The sequence below is a fragment of the Caulobacter sp. GW821-FHT05F04 genome, from assembly GCF_059419665.1.
Genome location: NZ_JBWKSF010000001.1, coordinates 585,244 through 602,039, shown reverse-complemented (window position 1 = coordinate 602,039; position 16,796 = coordinate 585,244). Strand labels below are relative to the sequence as shown.

At 67.8% G+C, this 16,796-nt stretch carries 11 protein-coding genes; 7 read left to right on the top strand and 4 right to left on the bottom strand.

The window, feature by feature from the left end:
- Window positions 1–255 precede the first annotated feature (255 nt).
- Window positions 256–1,884: an ABC-F family ATP-binding cassette domain-containing protein gene (locus AC07R7_RS02875; RefSeq protein WP_492835360.1), complete on the top strand. Its 1,629-nt coding sequence runs from the start codon at window positions 256–258 to the stop codon at window positions 1,882–1,884.
- A 60-nt stretch (window positions 1,885–1,944) separates the two neighbouring features.
- On the opposite strand, the gene AC07R7_RS02870 is transcribed toward AC07R7_RS02875, so the two are convergent.
- The 3 genes from AC07R7_RS02870 to AC07R7_RS02860 form a co-directional block, all read right to left on the bottom strand.
- A complete protein-coding gene (locus AC07R7_RS02870) occupies window positions 1,945–3,735 on the bottom strand; it encodes an alkaline phosphatase D family protein (RefSeq protein ID WP_494634074.1) in 1,791 nt (596 codons plus the stop codon).
- 64 nt (window positions 3,736–3,799) lie between these two features.
- A complete protein-coding gene (locus AC07R7_RS02865) occupies window positions 3,800–6,010 on the bottom strand; it encodes a TonB-dependent receptor (RefSeq protein WP_494634073.1) in 2,211 nt (736 codons plus the stop codon).
- A 244-nt stretch (window positions 6,011–6,254) separates the two neighbouring features.
- The gene (locus AC07R7_RS02860) at window positions 6,255–7,463 is read right to left on the bottom strand and encodes a TetR family transcriptional regulator (protein WP_492883022.1); all 1,209 of its coding nucleotides are present in this window, start codon (window positions 7,461–7,463) and stop codon (window positions 6,255–6,257) included.
- 196 nt (window positions 7,464–7,659) lie between these two features.
- On the opposite strand from AC07R7_RS02860, the gene AC07R7_RS02855 reads away from it, so the two are divergent.
- From AC07R7_RS02855 to AC07R7_RS02835, 5 genes are all read left to right on the top strand, one after another.
- On the top strand, window positions 7,660–8,937 hold the full coding sequence (locus AC07R7_RS02855) for a glycerate kinase type-2 family protein (RefSeq protein WP_494634072.1): 1,278 nt from the start codon (window positions 7,660–7,662) through the stop codon (window positions 8,935–8,937).
- A 136-nt stretch (window positions 8,938–9,073) separates the two neighbouring features.
- Entirely contained in the window at window positions 9,074–10,363 is a 1,290-nt protein-coding gene (locus tag AC07R7_RS02850) for a c-type cytochrome (protein WP_494634071.1), read from the top strand.
- 7 nt (window positions 10,364–10,370) lie between these two features.
- Window positions 10,371–10,835 carry a (2Fe-2S)-binding protein gene (locus AC07R7_RS02845; protein ID WP_492835348.1) on the top strand — a complete coding sequence of 155 codons (465 nt, stop codon included), beginning with the start codon at window positions 10,371–10,373 and terminating at the stop codon, window positions 10,833–10,835.
- Window positions 10,832–13,141, top strand: a complete 2,310-nt coding sequence (locus AC07R7_RS02840) for a xanthine dehydrogenase family protein molybdopterin-binding subunit (protein ID WP_494634070.1) — start codon at window positions 10,832–10,834, stop codon at window positions 13,139–13,141. Before AC07R7_RS02845 ends, AC07R7_RS02840 begins: the two co-directional genes overlap by 4 nt.
- Window positions 13,142–13,333: 192 nt before the next feature.
- Window positions 13,334–14,542 (top strand): acetyl-CoA C-acyltransferase, encoded by a 1,209-nt coding sequence (locus AC07R7_RS02835; protein ID WP_494634069.1) that lies wholly within the window; start codon window positions 13,334–13,336, stop codon window positions 14,540–14,542.
- Window positions 14,543–14,737: 195 nt separating this feature from the next.
- Here the strand turns inward: AC07R7_RS02835 and AC07R7_RS02830 are convergent, their stop codons facing one another.
- The gene (locus AC07R7_RS02830) at window positions 14,738–15,193 is read right to left on the bottom strand and encodes an SgcJ/EcaC family oxidoreductase (RefSeq protein ID WP_494634068.1); all 456 of its coding nucleotides are present in this window, start codon (window positions 15,191–15,193) and stop codon (window positions 14,738–14,740) included.
- A gap of 124 nt (window positions 15,194–15,317) precedes the next feature.
- Between AC07R7_RS02830 and AC07R7_RS02825 the strand changes: the two genes are divergently transcribed.
- Complete coding sequence (locus AC07R7_RS02825; RefSeq protein WP_492883034.1) at window positions 15,318–16,796, top strand: carotenoid oxygenase family protein; 1,479 nt, start codon at window positions 15,318–15,320, stop codon at window positions 16,794–16,796.

Genomic DNA, 16,796 nt, shown 5'->3' with positions numbered 1-16,796 from the left:
CCGCCGACCGTCTATTCGCCCTGGCGGCGCTCGCGCTTGCAGTCATGCGTCTATTTCCCTTGCCGATCGACTACGATCGCCCGACCTCCGCGCATTGACACACAACAACATGAACGGCGAAAGCGGCAGGCCGACGCCGTGACGGACGAGGTGGAACTCCGCGCCGGTCGCCGCCTTTGGCGGATGCGCGAGGCGAGGAATTGGTGGGACTCTAAGGCTGGTGTTCTCCGCCCGCCCGCGTTAGCAGACCGCCCCATGATCCGCCTCGACAACATCTCCAAGCAGAACGGCCACCAACTCCTGTTCATCGAAGCCTCGATGGGCGTCCAGAAGGGCGAAAAGGTCGGGCTTGTCGGCCCGAACGGCGCCGGCAAGACGACGCTGTTCCGCATGATCACCGGTCAGGAGCAGCCCGACGACGGTCTGGTCGTGATCGATCCCGGCATGAAGATCGGCTATTTCAGCCAGGACGTCGGCGAGATGTCGGGCCAGAGCGCGGTCGCCGCGGTGATGGACGGCGTCGGCCCCGTCAGCGCGCTGGCCGCCGAGATGGCGACGCTCGAAGCCGCCATGGTGGATCCCGACCAGGCCGACAAGCTGGACGCCATCATGGAGCGCTATGGCGAGGTGCTGGAGCGCTTCCAGGAACTGGACGGCTATGCGCTGGAGGCGCGGGCGCGCGAGGTGCTGGCCGGCCTGAGCTTCAGCCAGGAACGCATGGACGGCGATGTCGGAATGCTGTCCGGCGGCTGGAAGATGCGTGTGGCGCTGGCCCGCATCCTCCTGATGCGGCCCGACGGCATGTTGCTGGACGAACCCAGCAACCACCTGGATTTGGAAAGCCTGATCTGGCTTGAGGCCTTCCTCAAGAACTATGAGGGCGCCCTGCTGATGACCTCGCACGACCGCGCCTTCATGAACCGCATCATCGGCAAGGTGGTGGAGATCGACGCCGGAACGTTGACGAGCTACTCCGGCGACCTTGATTTCTACGACCAGCAGCGCGCGCTGGGCGAGGCGCAACGCCAGGCGCAGTACGAGCGCCAGCAGGCCATGCTGGCCAAGGAAATCAAGTTCATCGAGAAGTTCAAGGCGCGCGCCTCGCACGCCGCCCAGGTCCAGAGCCGGGTGAAGAAGCTCGACAAGATCGAACGCGTCGAGGCGCCGCGCCGTCGCCAGTCGGTGCAGTTCGAGTTCCAGAGCCCGCCGCGGTCGGGCGACGACGTGATCAGCCTGCGCAATGTCCACAAGGGCTACGGCGCCCAGCCGATCTACGAGGGGCTCGATTTCCTGGTGCGCCGCAAGGAACGCTGGTGCGTCCTCGGCGCCAACGGCGCCGGCAAATCGACTCTGCTGAAGCTGGTGGCGGGCGACACCAAGCCCGACCAGGGCGCGGTCAACATCGGCGCCAGCGTCAAGATGGGCTATTTCGCCCAGCACTCCATGGACCTGCTGGACGGCGAAGAGACGATCTTCGAGTCGCTGGAGCGCTCGTTCCCGCAGGCGGGGCAGGGGAGCTTGCGCACCCTGGCGGGGTGCTTCGGCTTCTCCGGCGACGATGTCGAAAAGCCCTGCCGGGTCCTGTCCGGCGGCGAGAAGGCGCGTCTGGTCATGGCCAAGATGCTGTTCGATCCGCCGAACCTGCTGGTGCTCGACGAACCGACCAACCACCTGGACATGGCGACCAAGGAGATGCTGGTCGCGGCCCTGGCGGACTTCGAGGGCACCATGCTGTTCGTCTCGCACGACCGCCACTTCCTGGGCGCCCTGTCGAACCGCGTGCTGGAACTGACGCCCGAGGGCGTCCACCAGTACGGCGGCGGCTATACTGAATATGTCGCCCGCACGGGCCAGGAAGCGCCGGGGCTGCATCCGGGCGGGTAGCGGCGAGGTTGTGCGGGGCGATCACATTCGTCCACGATCGATCGTGATCGCCCGCCCGGTTTAGATTTCCTCCATCGCTCCGACGCCGCCCGCCGGATTGGAGGGAACCCGGTAGGATTTCAGGACGAACCGCTCATAGTTGCGTTCGAGAACCGTGGTCACGCCGATCAGGTCGATCCGGACGTCGTCGGCCCGCAAGGTGACCAGCCCGTACCCCTTCGTCAGATGCTGGCAGAAACGGACCTCCGGGCAGGCCTTTGAAAAGGCCGGCCCAAGCTCGACGTCGCCCAACATGTTGCCGAGACTGCTGCTGGTGATGGCGGTGACTCCGAGCTCGGCCGCCACGCGTCGATCTTGGGCGTCGTGCAGTTCATTGACCCAGAAGGCGTGGCTGTCGCCCGACAGCACCAGAGGTCGGCTCCCCGTCTCCACGAACATCCGGTTCATGCGATCACGCGCGGCGGGATAGGCGTCCCAGCCGTCGAATTCGAACGGAACATCGCTCGGCAGCGTCGCCAGTTGCTCGAGCCAGGGACGCAGGAGGGGCGTCACCTGCTCAAAGGCCCGCGCCCAACCCTCTTTTCCCAGGAAGCCGGCGATGTCGGCGCCTGTCGTGTGCCCCATCACCACCTGATTGCCGACGACCTGCCAGCGCTTTCCAGCCTGGACCGACTCCGCCAGACGATCGCGCAGCCAGGCCTCCTGCGCGTGGCCATAGACGCTGCGTTCGGGCCGGGACATGGAGCGGCGGATGGAATCGGCGTCTACCCTGACGCCATAGGGCGCGGCCACGGGCCGACCCTGGCTGAACGCGGTCAGGATCTTCCGCTTGAGCTCGGGATCGGTGACCAGAACCGGCTGGTCCGGAACGGTCAGGTCCACCGCGTTCCAGGTCACATCGTTGGGATCGCGCAGATTGATCTGGCGATCGCGGCCGAGAAAACGATTTTCGACCATGATCAGGGTCGCCAGATCGCCCAGTTCAAAGGTGCGATTGATCGCCAGCGGCGATGCGCCCGGTTCAGGCTCCCGAATGGGGATCCATTCGTAGAAGGCCCGAACGGCGGCGTCGCGACGATCGCTCCATACGCCTTCGTCGGGTTGATGATTCTGCGCCCCGCCGCTCCAGGAGTCATTGGCGGTTTCATGGTCGTCCCAGACGCAGATCCAGGGCGCTCGCGCATGGGCCGCCTGCAGATCGGCGTCCAGCTTGTAGCAGGCGTGCCGCTCCCGGTAGTCGGCGAGGGTGCGGGCCTCGTGCGCGGGGGTGGGCGCGCGGCCGATTTTCTGCCCGATGCTCATGCCGAGTTGGTCGGGGCCGCCGCCGTATTCGTAGATGTAGTCCCCTAGGTGCAGAACGACATCGACACGATCGAGGTTGGCGATGTCACGGTAGGCGTTGAAGAATCCGGTCGAATAGAGCGCGCAGGAGGCGACGGCGAGGACCATTTCCGACACGGAGCCGACCGGAAGGGTGCGCGTGAGGCCGACGGGGGAGATCCGGTCGCCGACGCGGAAGCGATAACGATACTCGGTGTTCGGCCGCAGCCCCGCGACATCGACCTTGACGGTGAAGTCGCGGGCGGCGGTGGTCGTCGCCGTGCCGCGTCGGACCACCTTCCTAAAGTCGGCGTCCGTCGAGACCTCCCAATCCACGGACACCGCCGCGGCGTCGGGGCGCGAAGGCGTGGCGCGGGTCCAGAGAATGACCCGATCGCGCAGGGGATCGCCGGAGGCGACCCCGTGCAGGAAATTCGCGGGCTCCTCGGAGCGCGCGGTGGCGTTTCCCGCGGTCGCCGCATAGGCGGCCGCGCCAACGAGGCCGAGGGCGGCGCGTCGATCAAGCTTCATGGTTCTAGTTCCCTAGGGGGGGGCGGTGACCGTCGCGCGCGACGCTCCGGTCACCGCCGATGCGTCAGAAGTGAGCGCTGACTTCGAACCGCACGGTGCGGCGAGGTCCCGTGATGAAGGTCGGCATGCCGAAGGAGTCGCCCGTGTTCCCGCCGTCGACGATGTATTTCTCGTCCAACAGGTTTTCGCCCATGACCGCGAACGACCAGGGGCCGGATGCGGGGGTCAGGCCGAGCCGGATGTTCAGGAGGCCGAAGGCGTCCTGGTATTCATCGACCGTCTTGTCCGAGAACACCGCGCGCGAGCGGACCTGAAGGTCGGAACGATCGTTGTCGTCGGAGAAGAAGATCTTCGATTGCCAGCTGTAGACGGGGGTGAGCGACAGCTCGCCCAGGCGCGTCGAAACCGAGGCGTTGACGCCGAGCGCGAACTTGTTGTCCGGGCTGTTGCGGAAACTGTTGCCGTCATAGGCGCCGCCGTTGAAGCGCGCGTGATTGTAGGCGTAGCTTCCGAACACCGACAGACCGTCCGCCAGTCGCCAGGTCGCCTGGGTCTCGAAACCGGTCGCCTTGGCCTTGCCGGCGTTCACGGGCTCCAGGCGGTCTCCATTGCGCTGGAAGGTCTGAAAGTTGGAGTAGTTGAAGTGGTAGATCGACGCGTCGCCGAACAGCGCGCCGTTGAAGAGGCGATATTTGATCCCCGTTTCGGCGGACGCCAGTTCTTCGGCGGGCAGTATGTTGACGGCGCCGGAGGCGGTCAGGTCGACGCTCTCCGGGCGTTTGCCGATCCCGTAGACCGCGTAGACATTCACGGTCGGCGTCACCTGATAGCGTAGCCCGGCCCGGCCCGTGGCCAGGCTGGAGGCATGGTCCCCCGTGACGATCCCGCCGGCCGGCGTCAGGGTCATCAGCAGCGCGCCCCCGGTCAGGCGGGATACGCCCTTGGGCGTCGTGACCTGCATGGACACCGCCTTGTCGTCCCAGGTCAGGCGTCCGCCGACAAAGGCCTGGAGCTTGTCGGTGAGATGGAACGTTCCATCCGCGAACAGGTCATACGTTTCGATGTCCGCCGTTTGTCGCCGGCGATCCAGGTGGAAAGGCTTGTAGTTGGCCGCCGCCGAACCGAGCGCCGCGTTGATCTGGCTGTTCGTCAGGCCGTTGGGCGCATATCGGTGCAGCGTGCCCGAAAACAGCAACGCCATGGCGCGCTCGTCGGCGCCGAGGTCCGTCTGCTGGGAATTGCTGGCGTTGAAATAGCTGGCGCCGACGAAACCTTCGAAGATCCCGTTACGTCGAATGTTGAGGCGCAATTCCTGGGAGAACTGTTCCCCGTCATTGCAGAGGTCGTAGGCGATGATGTTGGTGGGCGTACCGTCGATATCGCCCGCCTGACAGGCCTTGTACCAGCGATACCCGCTGATCGACGTCAGGTCGAAACGCTCGTTCAGAGTCAGGTCGGCGGTCCCGCTGAGGCCGACGATCTTCCGTCGGCTGTAGTCCGCCGCCATGTCGCCGAACGTACCAAGGTGGGTCGGCGTCCAGAAGCGCAGGTCGCCCTCGACCGCGCCGGTCTGTTGGTTGCGGGGAACGAAGACGTTGGACTTGAAGGCGCCGCCGCTGTCGGTGTCGTCGCGGTCGTATGTTCCCGAGAACCGGAATTTGAAGGCGTCGGTGGGCGCGTAGCGAGCCGTCAGTCGATAGGCCTGGCCGTCGACATTGTTATAGGTTCCGCCCTGGGTGTTCTTCAGGAAGCCGTCTCGCTGGCGCTTCAGCGCCCCGATGCGAAGGCCGAAACTCTCGTTCACCGGAAGATTGGCCACGGCCTGCGCCAGCCGCTGACCATGGTCGCCCAGTCCGGCGCGAACTTCGAAACCGAGCGTGTCGGTCGGCATTTTCTGAAAGGTGGAAATCCCCCCGTTCAAGGCCGAGCGACCGTGCAGGGTCGATTGCGGGCCCTTTTCGACCTCGACGCGGTCAACATCGAACATCTCGCCGTAGCCAGAAGCGATCTGCGTGATCGGCACGCCGTCCTGAAAAAGGGCGACCCGCGGCTCGGCCGCCGGCGACGTATCGTCCGAGGTGATGCCGCGTAGCGAAATCCCCGGCAGCAGGCGGTCCTGCAGCTGGATGACCAGGCCCGGCGTCAACTGGGCGATCCTGTCCAGCTCCGTCACCCCCAGCCGCTCCAGGGTCGCGCCGTCATAGGCGCTGATCGACATGGGCACTTCCGAGATGCGTTGGGTGCGCTTCTGCGCCGTGACGATGATATCGCCCACGGTCGCGACATCGTCATGAGCAGGCAGCTCCTGCCCAAACGCTTGTCCAGCGCCCAGCGCGCTGACGCTGCAGCAAAGAGCCAGACGAAAGGCCGAAAAAATTCCTTGTGCCGACATAAACGCCCCTCCCTAAAAGTTATTGAGCAGGGGCTTAATCGCAGGTGATTATGACGTCAACATAACAGTTGTCCTAATTTTGGAAGCGAGATGCCGCCGATTTCCCCTTACGGTATCGAACGGTTGTCTAGTCCTTGTGGCGCGCGATCAGCCAGCTCAGCAACAGGTCGCGGCGGTCGTCGCCGTCCACGCCAGACAGGATTGTCTGTCCGGTGGCGACCAGCGAAGCCGTCTGGCCGTCGAGGGCGTCGAGACCGGAATAGCCTCTGGATCTCAAGAGGCGGACATAGTTGACGCCCCGCCAGCGGCGCTGATCGATGACGTAGGGCGACAGCGCCGGATCCCGGGCGGCGGCCAGGACCACGGCCAGTTCCCCGCGCGCGACAGCCTGGCCTCGCCACAGGATCGGATCAACGCCGGGCGGCGCGGGGGGCGGATCGCCGCGCCCATCGGCGATCAGATAGACGCCGCTGATCGCCGCCTTGAACAGGTCCGCCGCGGTCCTGAAATAATAGCCCACGGCCGAACGGGACAGACCGGCGCGCTCGGCGACCGCCCTGTGGGTGAGCGCTTCGGCGCCGCTATCGACCAGAACATGGCAGGCGGCGAGGGCGGCTTCGCGCCTTGGACCTGGCCCCATGGCGTCCGCCGCCACATCGCCCACCGGCAGGCCCAGGCGCCGATCCATGCGCCGCACCAGCCGAGAGAACAGCGGTTCGCGCCCGATGCCGTCGCGTTCCAGCCGGCTGGACAGTCGGTCGATCGCCATCCGGCGCAGCAGCCGATAGTCGAGGTCGTCGCCCACGACCAGGCCGTTGAAGCCCTCGTCCGTGACATAGGCGGCGGCCAGGCCCGCCCAGATGGCCGGGGCCTCGATGCGCCCCTCGAACAGTCGCGTCCAAAAGGCCCGGCGCTCGGCCAGCCACGGCGTCACCTGGGCGGCGACCTCGGCGTCGCGCGGCGCCCGTAGCGCCAGGTCCATCCAGATCAGTTGCGTCAGGCGCGCCTCGCCTTGGACCATGGCGTCGAGATACTGCTCCAGGATGGCGGCCAAGGCCTGGCGATCCAGGCGTTCAAGGCCATCCAGGCGTTCCAGCCATTCGTCGTGCCAGCGTTGGTCGCGAAGCCGTTCGCGCGCGACGACCTCGCTCAGGATGTCGGCCTTGGCGCCGAGATGGTAGGCCAGGGCGCCCGATGTCGCGCCCACGGCGTCGCCCAGGCGACGGAAGCTCATCGCGCGCAGGCCGCCATGGGCAAGCTCTCGCCGAGCCGCCTCGATCAGGCGATCTACCTGGGGCTCCGGGGTGGTAGCGGCGTCGGGTGGTCCTGAAGTCATGACTTTTCTATAGCGTGAGCCCGCCCGCGAGCCTCAATAGATCGCGTCGCAAAAAATGGGCGGGAAAAGGTTTTTGCGCGCTGGCTTCGCGGCGACGCTGAAGGCGGCGCGTCAGGTTTCGGCGGATCCGATGCGTTTCGCCGGATAGGCCGTGGGCGGCCTAACCCGGAGACGGACTGGAGAAGGGCGCGGACCCGTGACGGATATCGAAGCCCAGGAGGCCTTGAAGGCGATGTTCCAGGCGGCGGTCGACGCCGCCTCCCCAGGGCTTTGCCTGCCGCCGCATCTGCCCGCGCCGCCCAAGGGGCGTACGATCGTGGTCGGCGCGGGCAAGGCCGCCGCCGCCATGGCCGCCGCTCTGGAAGCTCACTGGGAGGGCCCGCTCGAAGGGCTGGTGATCACCCGTTACGGCCACGGCGCGCCGTGCCAGCGCATCACGGTCGTCGAGGCGGGGCACCCGGTCGCCGACGCGGCGGGCCTGACCGCGACCGCCGCCATGATCGCGCTGCTGAAGGGCCTCACCGCCGATGATCTGGTGGTGTGCCTGCTGTCGGGCGGCGGCTCGGCGCTGCTGGCCGCGCCCGCGCCGGGGCTGACCCTGGCGGACAAGCAGGCCATCACGCGGGAATTGCTGCGCAGCGGCGCGGCGATCGACGAGATCAACTGCGTTCGCAAGCATCTGTCCGCGGTCAAGGGCGGCCGGCTGGCGCTGCTGGCCGCGCCGGCGCGTGTCGTGACCCTGGCCATCTCCGACGTGCCTGGCGATGACATCTCGACGATCGCCTCGGGGCCGACCGTCCCCGACCCGACGACGCGCCAGGCGGCTTTGGCGATCCTAGAGCGCTGGCGGATCGCCATCCCCGACCGTGTCCGGGCCTGGTTGGATGACCCCCGCAGCGAAACGCCCAAGGCCGTCCCGGATGCGCGAACGGCGCTGATCGCGCGCCCTCGCGACGCCCTGAACGCCGCGGCGCGGGCGGCCTCCGAAAGAGGGCTGACCCCTGTCATCCTGGGCGATGCGATCGAGGGCGAGGCCCGCGGCGTCGCCGCCGTCCACGCGCGGCTGGCCCTGGAGATCGCCGCCGGGCGCGGCGAAATTGCGCCGCCCTGTGTCCTGCTGTCGGGGGGCGAGACGACCGTGACGGTCACGGGCGGCGGCCGAGGCGGCCGCAACGCCGAATACCTGCTGGCCCTGGCGGTCGCCCTGGACGGCCGGGCCGGAATTCACGCCCTGGCCGCCGACACCGACGGTGTCGACGGTTCCGAGGACAACGCCGGAGCGATCCTCTTTCCGAGCAGTCTGGCGCGCCTCTCGGCCCTGGGACTGAACGCCGCCGAGCGTCTGGCCGACAACGACGGATACGGCGCCTTCGCCGCCCTCGGCGACCTGCTGGTCACCGGTCCTACTCGCACCAACGTCAATGACTTCCGGGCGATCCTGATCGACGCCCCGTCCTCGGAGGGCTCGCGATGACCGAGCGGCGTTGCGAACGTCTCGCAGAACGTCCGTATGTCTTGCCTGGGGTCGGATTTGCTCCCAAGCTCCCCGCATCTGGCCTTGTTGCGGATGGGCGCTGCGCGTCCGCGCGGGACCGCCAGGAGGGGCCCCCGTGCTGAAACGTCTCCTAGTCGGAACGCTGGCGATCGTGGTCGTCGGCCTGGTGGGCTTCGGGGTCTTCGCCTGGCGCCCGGCGATCGACAAGATCGCGCCGCCCGCGCCGTCCAGCTTCGCGCCTGAATTGGTCGCGCGCGGCGCGGTGCTGGCGGGGGCCGGCTATTGCTCGACGTGCCACACCACCAAGGGCGGCCAGCCGTTCGCCGGCGGTTACCCGATGAAGACGAGCTTCGGCGCGATCTACTCGACCAACATCACCCCCGACCCTAAGACCGGGATCGGAACCTGGTCGGAGGCGGCCTTCCGACGGGCGATGCACGAGGGCGTGGCCCGCGATGGCGCCCACCTGTTCCCGGCGTTCCCTTACGACCATTTCACCAAGCTGTCGGACGCCGACGTCTCGGCCCTCTACGCCTATATGATGACCCGGCCGGCGGTGGACGCGCCCGCCAAGCGCAACAGCGTCCCCTTCCCACTGAACATCCGCGCGCTGCAGGCCGGATGGAAGCTCCTGTTCTTCAAGCCCGGCCGCTTCGAGCCCGACGCGTCCAAGAGCGCCGAGTGGAACCGCGGCGCCTATCTGGCCGAGGGCGTCAGCCACTGCGGCGCCTGTCACACGCCGCGCAACGTCCTGGGCGCCGAGAAGCACGACAAGGCCTTCGCCGGCGCGGCCATCGACAACTGGATCGCCCCGCCGCTGACGGCCGCCAATCCGTCGCCCGCGCCCTGGGACCAGGCCGAGCTTGTCGCCTATCTGCGCACCGGGATCAGCCGCTATCACGGCGTCGCCGCCGGCCCCATGGCGCCGGTTGTCCACGATGGACTCGTCACGCTGCCCGACGCCGACATCCAGGCCCTGGCGGTCTATTTCGCCGACCGCGACGGCGCGGCGAGTCGAGCCTCGACCCTGGCGCCGGCCCTGCAACGCGCGGCCGCCGCCAACCGACTCAACGTCGGTCCGCAGAACGATCCGTCGGCGCGGCTCTACACGGCGGCCTGCGCGTCGTGCCACTACAACGGCGCGGGCCAGCCCAATCCGCTGCGGCCGGACCTGGCCCTCAACAGCGCCGTCAATCTGGACGACCCGACCAACCTGATCGAGGTGGTGTTGTACGGGATCAGCGCGAAGGACGGAGCGCCAGGGGTCGTGATGCCCGGCTTCAACCGCTTCAGCGACGCCGACGTCGCCAAGCTGGCCGCCTATCTGCGCGCCACCCGCACGGACAAGCCCGCCTGGCCGAACCTCGAGAAGAAGGTCGCGGCGATCCGCGCGCAGGGAAAGTGAGCCAGCCATGACCCAGTTCACGATCAACGGCCGGGCCGTCTCCATCGACGCCGACGAGGATACGCCCCTGCTGTGGGTGATCCGCGACGACATCGGCCTGACCGGCACCAAGTTCGGCTGCGGCATCGGCATGTGCGGAGCCTGCACCGTCCACGTCGGCGGCCGGGCGACTCGCTCGTGCATCACCCCGATCAGCGCCGTCGACGGCGCTGAGGTCACCACCATCGAGGGTCTCGATCCGGACGGCCAGCACCCCGTGCAGCAGGCCTGGCTGGACCTGCAGACCCCGCAATGCGGCTACTGCCAGTCGGGCCAGATCATGCAGGCCGCCGCCATGCTGAAGGACTTCCCCGCGCCCACCGACCAGGACATCGACGCGACCATGAGCGGCAACCTCTGTCGCTGCATGACCTATGTCCGCATCCGCGCGGCCATCAAGCAGGCCGCCGCGGCGATGGGAGAGAAGTCGTGAGCCGCCTGCCGCCAAAAGGTGAGACCGGCGGCTTCCTGTCGCGCCGCAATTTCCTGGTCGCCTCCACCAGCGCGGGCCTGGCCTTCGGCTTCTCGGCCCTGGTCGAGGCGGCGATGGATCCCGCCGTTCCGGGCGGTGTCCCCGTGAGCCCGGCAGGACCCCGGTTCGAGCCGACCCTGTGGTTCGCCATCGACGGCGACGGCGTCGTCACGGTCAACATCATCCGCGCCGAGATGGGCCAGCACGTCGGCACCGCCCTGGCCCGCATCCTGGCCGACGAGCTGGACGTCGCCTGGGACAAGGTGCGCATCGTCCATGTCGACACCGATCCCAAATGGGGCCTGATGGTCACCGGCGGCAGTTGGTCAGTGTGGCAGACCTTCCCGATCTTCAGCCAGGCGGGGGCGGCCGGACGCATCGCCCTGGTCGATGCCGGGGCCAAGCTGCTGAACGTCTCGCCGGCCGGTGGGACGGCGCGCGGCGGCGTGGTCCATGTCGGCGGCAAGTCGATCTCGTACGGCGATATCGTCAAGCGCGGCGGCGTCGCGCGGCAGTTCACGCCCGACGAACTGGCCAAGCTGCCGATCAAGCCGGCGGCCGAACGCAAGCTGATCGGCAAGCCCGGCAAGGCCCTGGATATCGCCGCCAAGGTCAACGGCACGGCGATCTACGGCATCGACGCCAAGGTCCCGGGCATGGTGTTCGCACGGCCCAAGCTGCCGCCGACCCGCCATGGGGCCAAGGTTCTGTCGGTCAACGACAGCGAAGCCAAGAAGATCAAGGGCTACCTGCGCTGCCTGACGATCGAGGATCCGTCCGACACCGTTCCCGGCTGGGTGCTGGTGATCGCCGAAAGCTATCCGGCGGCCCTGCGCGCGTCGGAACTGGTCAAGGTGAAATGGGCCGCCGGGCCGGGCGCCAAGGTGTCGGAGAAGGACCTGCAGGACCACGCCGCGAGCCTGATCGCCAAGCCTGACGGCGGCGCGCTGCTGGACAACAAGACCGCCGACACGGCCCCGGCCTTCAAGGCCGCCAAGTCGGTTCTGGAGCAGACCTACACCGCCGCCACCGTCCTGCATTTCCAGCTCGAGCCGCTGAACGCCCTGGCCTTCGAGAAGGACGGGGTGATGGAGATCCACACCGGCAACCAGTGGCAGAGCCTGATCCTGCCGACCCTGGCCAAGGCGCTGGACCGTCCCGAGACCCGCATCGTCATGCGCACCTATATGCTGGGCGGCGGTTTCGGCCGGCGGCTGAACGGCGACTACGCCGTGCCGGCGGCCCTGGCGGCCAAGGCGCTGGGCAAGCCGGTGAAGCTGGTGCTGACCCGCGAGGACGACGTGCGCTTCGACTCGGTGCGCTCGCCCTCGGTCCAGACGGTGCGCATGGCCTTCGACGGGGCAGGAAACATCCTGGGCCAGGAGCACCACGCCGCCGCCGGCTGGCCGACCCTGGCCAACGCCCCGGCCCTGATGCCCAAGGGCAAGAACGGCGTGGCCTACGACCCCTTCGCCATTTCCGGCGCCGACCACTGGTACGAGGTCGGCGCGCATAAGGTGCGGGCCATCAACAATGACTTGGCCAACGAGACCTTCCGCCCCGGCTGGCTACGGTCGGTGGGGCCGGGCTGGACCAACTGGGCTGGCGAAAGCTTCATCGACGAGGCCGCTCATCACCTGAAGACCGATCCGGTGGCTCTGCGGCTGAAGCTGCTGACGGGCGCGGGGGCCAACGCGGGCAGCGACGCCAGCACCAAGGGCGGCGCCAAGCGTCAGGCCGAGGTGGTGCGGCGCGCGGCGGAAGCCGCCGGCTGGGGACAATCCCTGCCCAAGGACACCGGCCTGGGCTTGGCGACCAGCTTTGGCCAGGAACGCGACATGCCGACCTGGGTTGCCTGCGTCGCCCGTGTCCACGTGGACCGCGCCAGCGGCGTGGTCACGGTCCAGAAGCTGACCCTGGTGACCGACGCCGGCACCATCGTCGATCCAGACGGCGCCCGCGCCCAGACGGAAGGCGCGGCGCTGTGGGGCCTGAGCATGGCCCTGCACGAGGGGACCGAGTTCGTGAACGGCCAGGTCAAGGACCTGAACCTAGACACCTACACGCCCCTTCGGATCTCCGACACGCCGGAGCTGGACATCCAGTTCGTCGACAGCGTCGAGGTCCCGGTCGGCCTCGGCGAGCCGGCGACGACGGTGGTCGCCCCGGCGATCGCCAACGCCATCTTCCGCGCGGTCGGTGTGCGCCTGCGGCACATCCCGATCACCTCGGCCGCCGTGCTGAAGGCGCTCGCGGAACAGGCCTGATCGTCCCATCGGCATGGCGCCGCGGCCCCGTCTCGGGAAGCGGCGCCGGTCGCTGACCGCAACCTCCGCGCACCGCAAAGCGTCCACCCGGCGTCTCACGATCCGTCGACGATGGGATTGCATTCTGGTCGGATCTGGGTCACTTCGTTAAAAAGACTTTTAAACGAATACTGACTTTCCGGGAGGGGCTGGATGGACGTCTACATCTTTGACGCGGTGCGAACGCCGCGCGGCAAGGGGCGTCCGGACGGTTCGCTGGCCGGGGTGAAGCCGGCCGGGCTCGTCGCGCAACTGGTGCGGGCTCTGGAGGCCAGGAACGGTCGCGAGGCGGTCCATGCCGCCGACCATTTCAGCCTGGGCTGCGTCACCCAGTTCGGCGTCCAGGGCGGTCACCTGGCGCTGGCGTCGCGGATCCAGGCGGGGTTGCCCGACGCGATGTCGTGCGTGACGATCAACAACTTCTGCGTCTCGGGCCTGTCGGCGATCGCGGACGCGGCGCGGCGGATCGCCGCCGGCGAGGTCGATCTGGCCCTGGCGGGGGGCGCGGAGTCGATGTCCCAGACGCCGTTCCTGGCCGACCAGGCCGACTTCTATGCCGACATGGCGCTGGCCAGGCGCATGGGCTGGGCGCCGGTCGGGCTGGCGGCGGATCTGCTGGCGACGCGCGAGGGCCTGACGCGGGCCGCGTTGGACGCCGCCGTCCTCAAGTCCCACCAGCGCGCCGCCGCCGCCTGGCGCGAGGGCCGCTATGCCGGCCGGGCCGTGCCGATCCTGAATGAGGACCAGACGGTGGCCCTGGATCGCGACGAGAACATCCGCGACTACGGCGACGGCAAGTCGCTGGAGCGCTTCGGGCCGGTGTTCGCGGCCACGGGCGCGGAAGGCTATGATGATATCCTGCTGGAGAGCTTCCCCGAGCTCGGCAAGGTCGAGCATCTGCATACCATCGCCCACTGCCCGCCGATCTCGGATGGCGCGGCGCTGGTGTTGCTGGGCTCAAAGGAGGTGGGGCGACGGCTGGGGCTGACGCCGGTCGCCAGGATCCGCGCCCTGGGCGAAGCGGCGGCGGATCATGTCCTGCAGCTGACGGCCGGGCCGGTGGCGATGAGCAAGGCGCTCGACCGGGCGGGCGTGACGCTCGGCGAGGTCGGGGTCGTCGAATATATGGAAGCCTTCGCCGCCGTGCCGGTGCTGTTCGAGCGCGACTTCGGCTTTGATCCAGAGCGCCTCAACCCCAATGGCGGGCACCTGGCGATGGGCCATCCGATGGGGGCGACCGGGGCGATCCTGACCACGACCCTGCTGGACGACATGGCCCAGTTCGACGTCGAGACCGGCCTGGTCGTGGCGACGGGCGGCGTCGGGGTCGGGGCGGCTATGGTTCTTGAGCGGGCAGGGTAGGCGGGGGGGGGGGCTCTCATCGGAGCGCCCCCGAAAGCCACAAACTCTTGTCATCCCGGAAGCCTCGCAGAGGCTGTCCGGGACCCAGGGGCCAATGCACTGCGGTTGCCCCTGGGTCCCGGCTCTACAGCCCGCTACGCGGTCTTCCGGCCGGGATGACAAGGAGGGAAGCTGAAGGCTTTTTGAGTTAGATCCCTAAGGCTCGCCCTTCAGCGCCTTTTCCAGGCTGGCGCGGTCGTAATATTCGCGCCACTCCACGATCTTGCCGTCCCTGATGTCGAGCACGCCGACCACCGGGACCGCGCCGGGGTGGCCATTGTAGACGAACCGGTCGACGCGCTCCATGAACACCAGATCGTCGATGATCCCCATGTGGGCGATGTCCAGGGTGACGCCGTCGGGCGCGCCCTTGCCCAGGGCGGCGATGCGCTCGTGGATCGCCGTCCGGCCCTTGACCGGCGCGACCATCATCGACTTCAGCGTTCCGTCCTCGGCGAAGAGGTCCGCGACCTTGCGCCAGTCGGCGTGCTTCCAGGCCGCGATCATGTCGCGCGCCACCGCCAGACGGCTGGCGTCGTTGTCCTGCGCGAAGGCCGGCGAGGCGAGGGCCAGGGCGAGCGTCAGCGACGCGACCACGCTTGCGATCTTCATGATTTCCTCCCGTGATTTTTTATGCGCCGGATGACGCTACGACATCACTTGCATAACAAGACCATGGTGCTAGGGTCGTGGCAAGAGGCGCGGTCACGTCGTCTTTGAAGCAGGGAGAGTCTCGATGAAGCTGGAGCGCCTGCCCCCCGTTCTGACGACGCTTGGGCAAAGCAATCACCCCTACATGTCCGGGCCGTGGACGCCGCAGCACGAAGAGGTCAACGCCACCGACCTGACCGTGCTGGAAGGCGCCATCCCGACGGACATCGACGGCGTCTACATCCGCAACACCGAGAACCCCGTCCACCGTCCGCTAGGCCGCTATCACCCGTTCGACGGCGACGGCATGGTCCATATGATCAGCATCCGCGAGGGGCGCGCCGACTACCGCAACCGCTTCGTGCGCACGCGCGGCTTCCAGGCCGAGCAGGAGGCGGGCGGCTCGCTATGGGGCGGGCTCATGGATGGTCCGGGCGTCTCGACGCGGCCGGGCTTCGGCTGCCATGGCGGCATGAAGGACGCTTCGTCCACCGACGTCGTCGTGCACGGCGGCAAGATCGTCTCGACCTTCTACCAGTGCGGCGAGGCCTACTGGCTGGATCCGGAAACCCTGGAGCAGGGCGGGGTGGCCAGCTGGGGGCCGCTGGACGGCGTCTCGGCCCACCCCAAGATCGACGAGGCCACCGGCGAGCTATTGTTCTTCAACTACTCCAAGCACGCGCCGTACATGCACTACGGGGTCGTCGACCGGCACGGCAAGACGACGCACTACGTGCCGATCGGCCTGCCCGGGCCGCGCCTGCCGCACGACATGGTCTTCACGACCCACTACTCGATCCTCAACGACCTGCCAGTGTTCTGGGACCAGGAACTGCTGAAGCGCAACATCCACGCCACGCGGTTCCACCGGGACCTGCCGTCGCGGTTCGGGATCATCCCGCGCTACGGACGCTCCGACGAGATTCGCTGGTTCGAGGCCGCGCCGACTTACATCCTGCACTTCCTCAACGCCTACGAGGACGGCGACGAGATCGTCATGGACGGCTACTTCCAGGAGGATCCGACCCCGCCGCCGCTGGCCGACGCGCCCGAGGGCATGGGGCACCTGATGGCGTTCCTGGACGAGCAGTCGTTCCGGCCCAAGCTGCACCGCTGGCGCTTCAACCTGAAGACCGGCGAGACGACCGAGAAGCATCTGGACGAGCGGATTCTCGAGTTCGGCATGTTCAACCAGCGCTATGCCGGCAAGCCCTACCGCTACGCCTATTCGACGACGACGAAGCCCGGCTGGTTCCTGTTCACCGGCTTCGTCAAGCACGACCTGGAGACCGGCGAGTCCTGGAGCGTGACCCTGCCGGAGGGGCGCTACGCCAGCGAGTCGCCGTTCGTGCCGCGCATCGGGGCCGTGGACGAGGACGACGGCTATCTCGTCAGCTTCATCATCGACGAGAACAAGCAGACCTCCGAATGCGTGCTGATCGACTGCAAGCGCTTCGAGGACGGGCCGGTCGTGCGCATCGCCCTGCCGCACAAGCTGTCCAGCGGCACCCATAGCGTCTGGGCCGACCGGGCCTTCATCCGCGACGGCGTCAGCGCCGCCTGA

Excerpts from the sequence above, each read along its gene's own strand:
- AC07R7_RS02825 (WP_492883034.1), top strand. The coding sequence starts at position 15,318 with ATGAAGCTGGAGCGCCTGCCCCCCGTTCTGACGACGCTTGGGCAAAGC.
- AC07R7_RS02870 (WP_494634074.1), bottom strand. The coding sequence starts at position 3,735 with ATGAAGCTTGATCGACGCGCCGCCCTCGGCCTCGTTGGCGCGGCCGCC.
- AC07R7_RS02835 (WP_494634069.1), top strand. The coding sequence starts at position 13,334 with ATGGACGTCTACATCTTTGACGCGGTGCGAACGCCGCGCGGCAAGGGG.
- AC07R7_RS02845 (WP_492835348.1), top strand. The coding sequence starts at position 10,371 with ATGACCCAGTTCACGATCAACGGCCGGGCCGTCTCCATCGACGCCGAC.
- AC07R7_RS02875 (WP_492835360.1), top strand. The coding sequence starts at position 256 with ATGATCCGCCTCGACAACATCTCCAAGCAGAACGGCCACCAACTCCTG.
- AC07R7_RS02860 (WP_492883022.1), bottom strand. The coding sequence starts at position 7,463 with ATGACTTCAGGACCACCCGACGCCGCTACCACCCCGGAGCCCCAGGTA.
- AC07R7_RS02830 (WP_494634068.1), bottom strand. The coding sequence starts at position 15,193 with ATGAAGATCGCAAGCGTGGTCGCGTCGCTGACGCTCGCCCTGGCCCTC.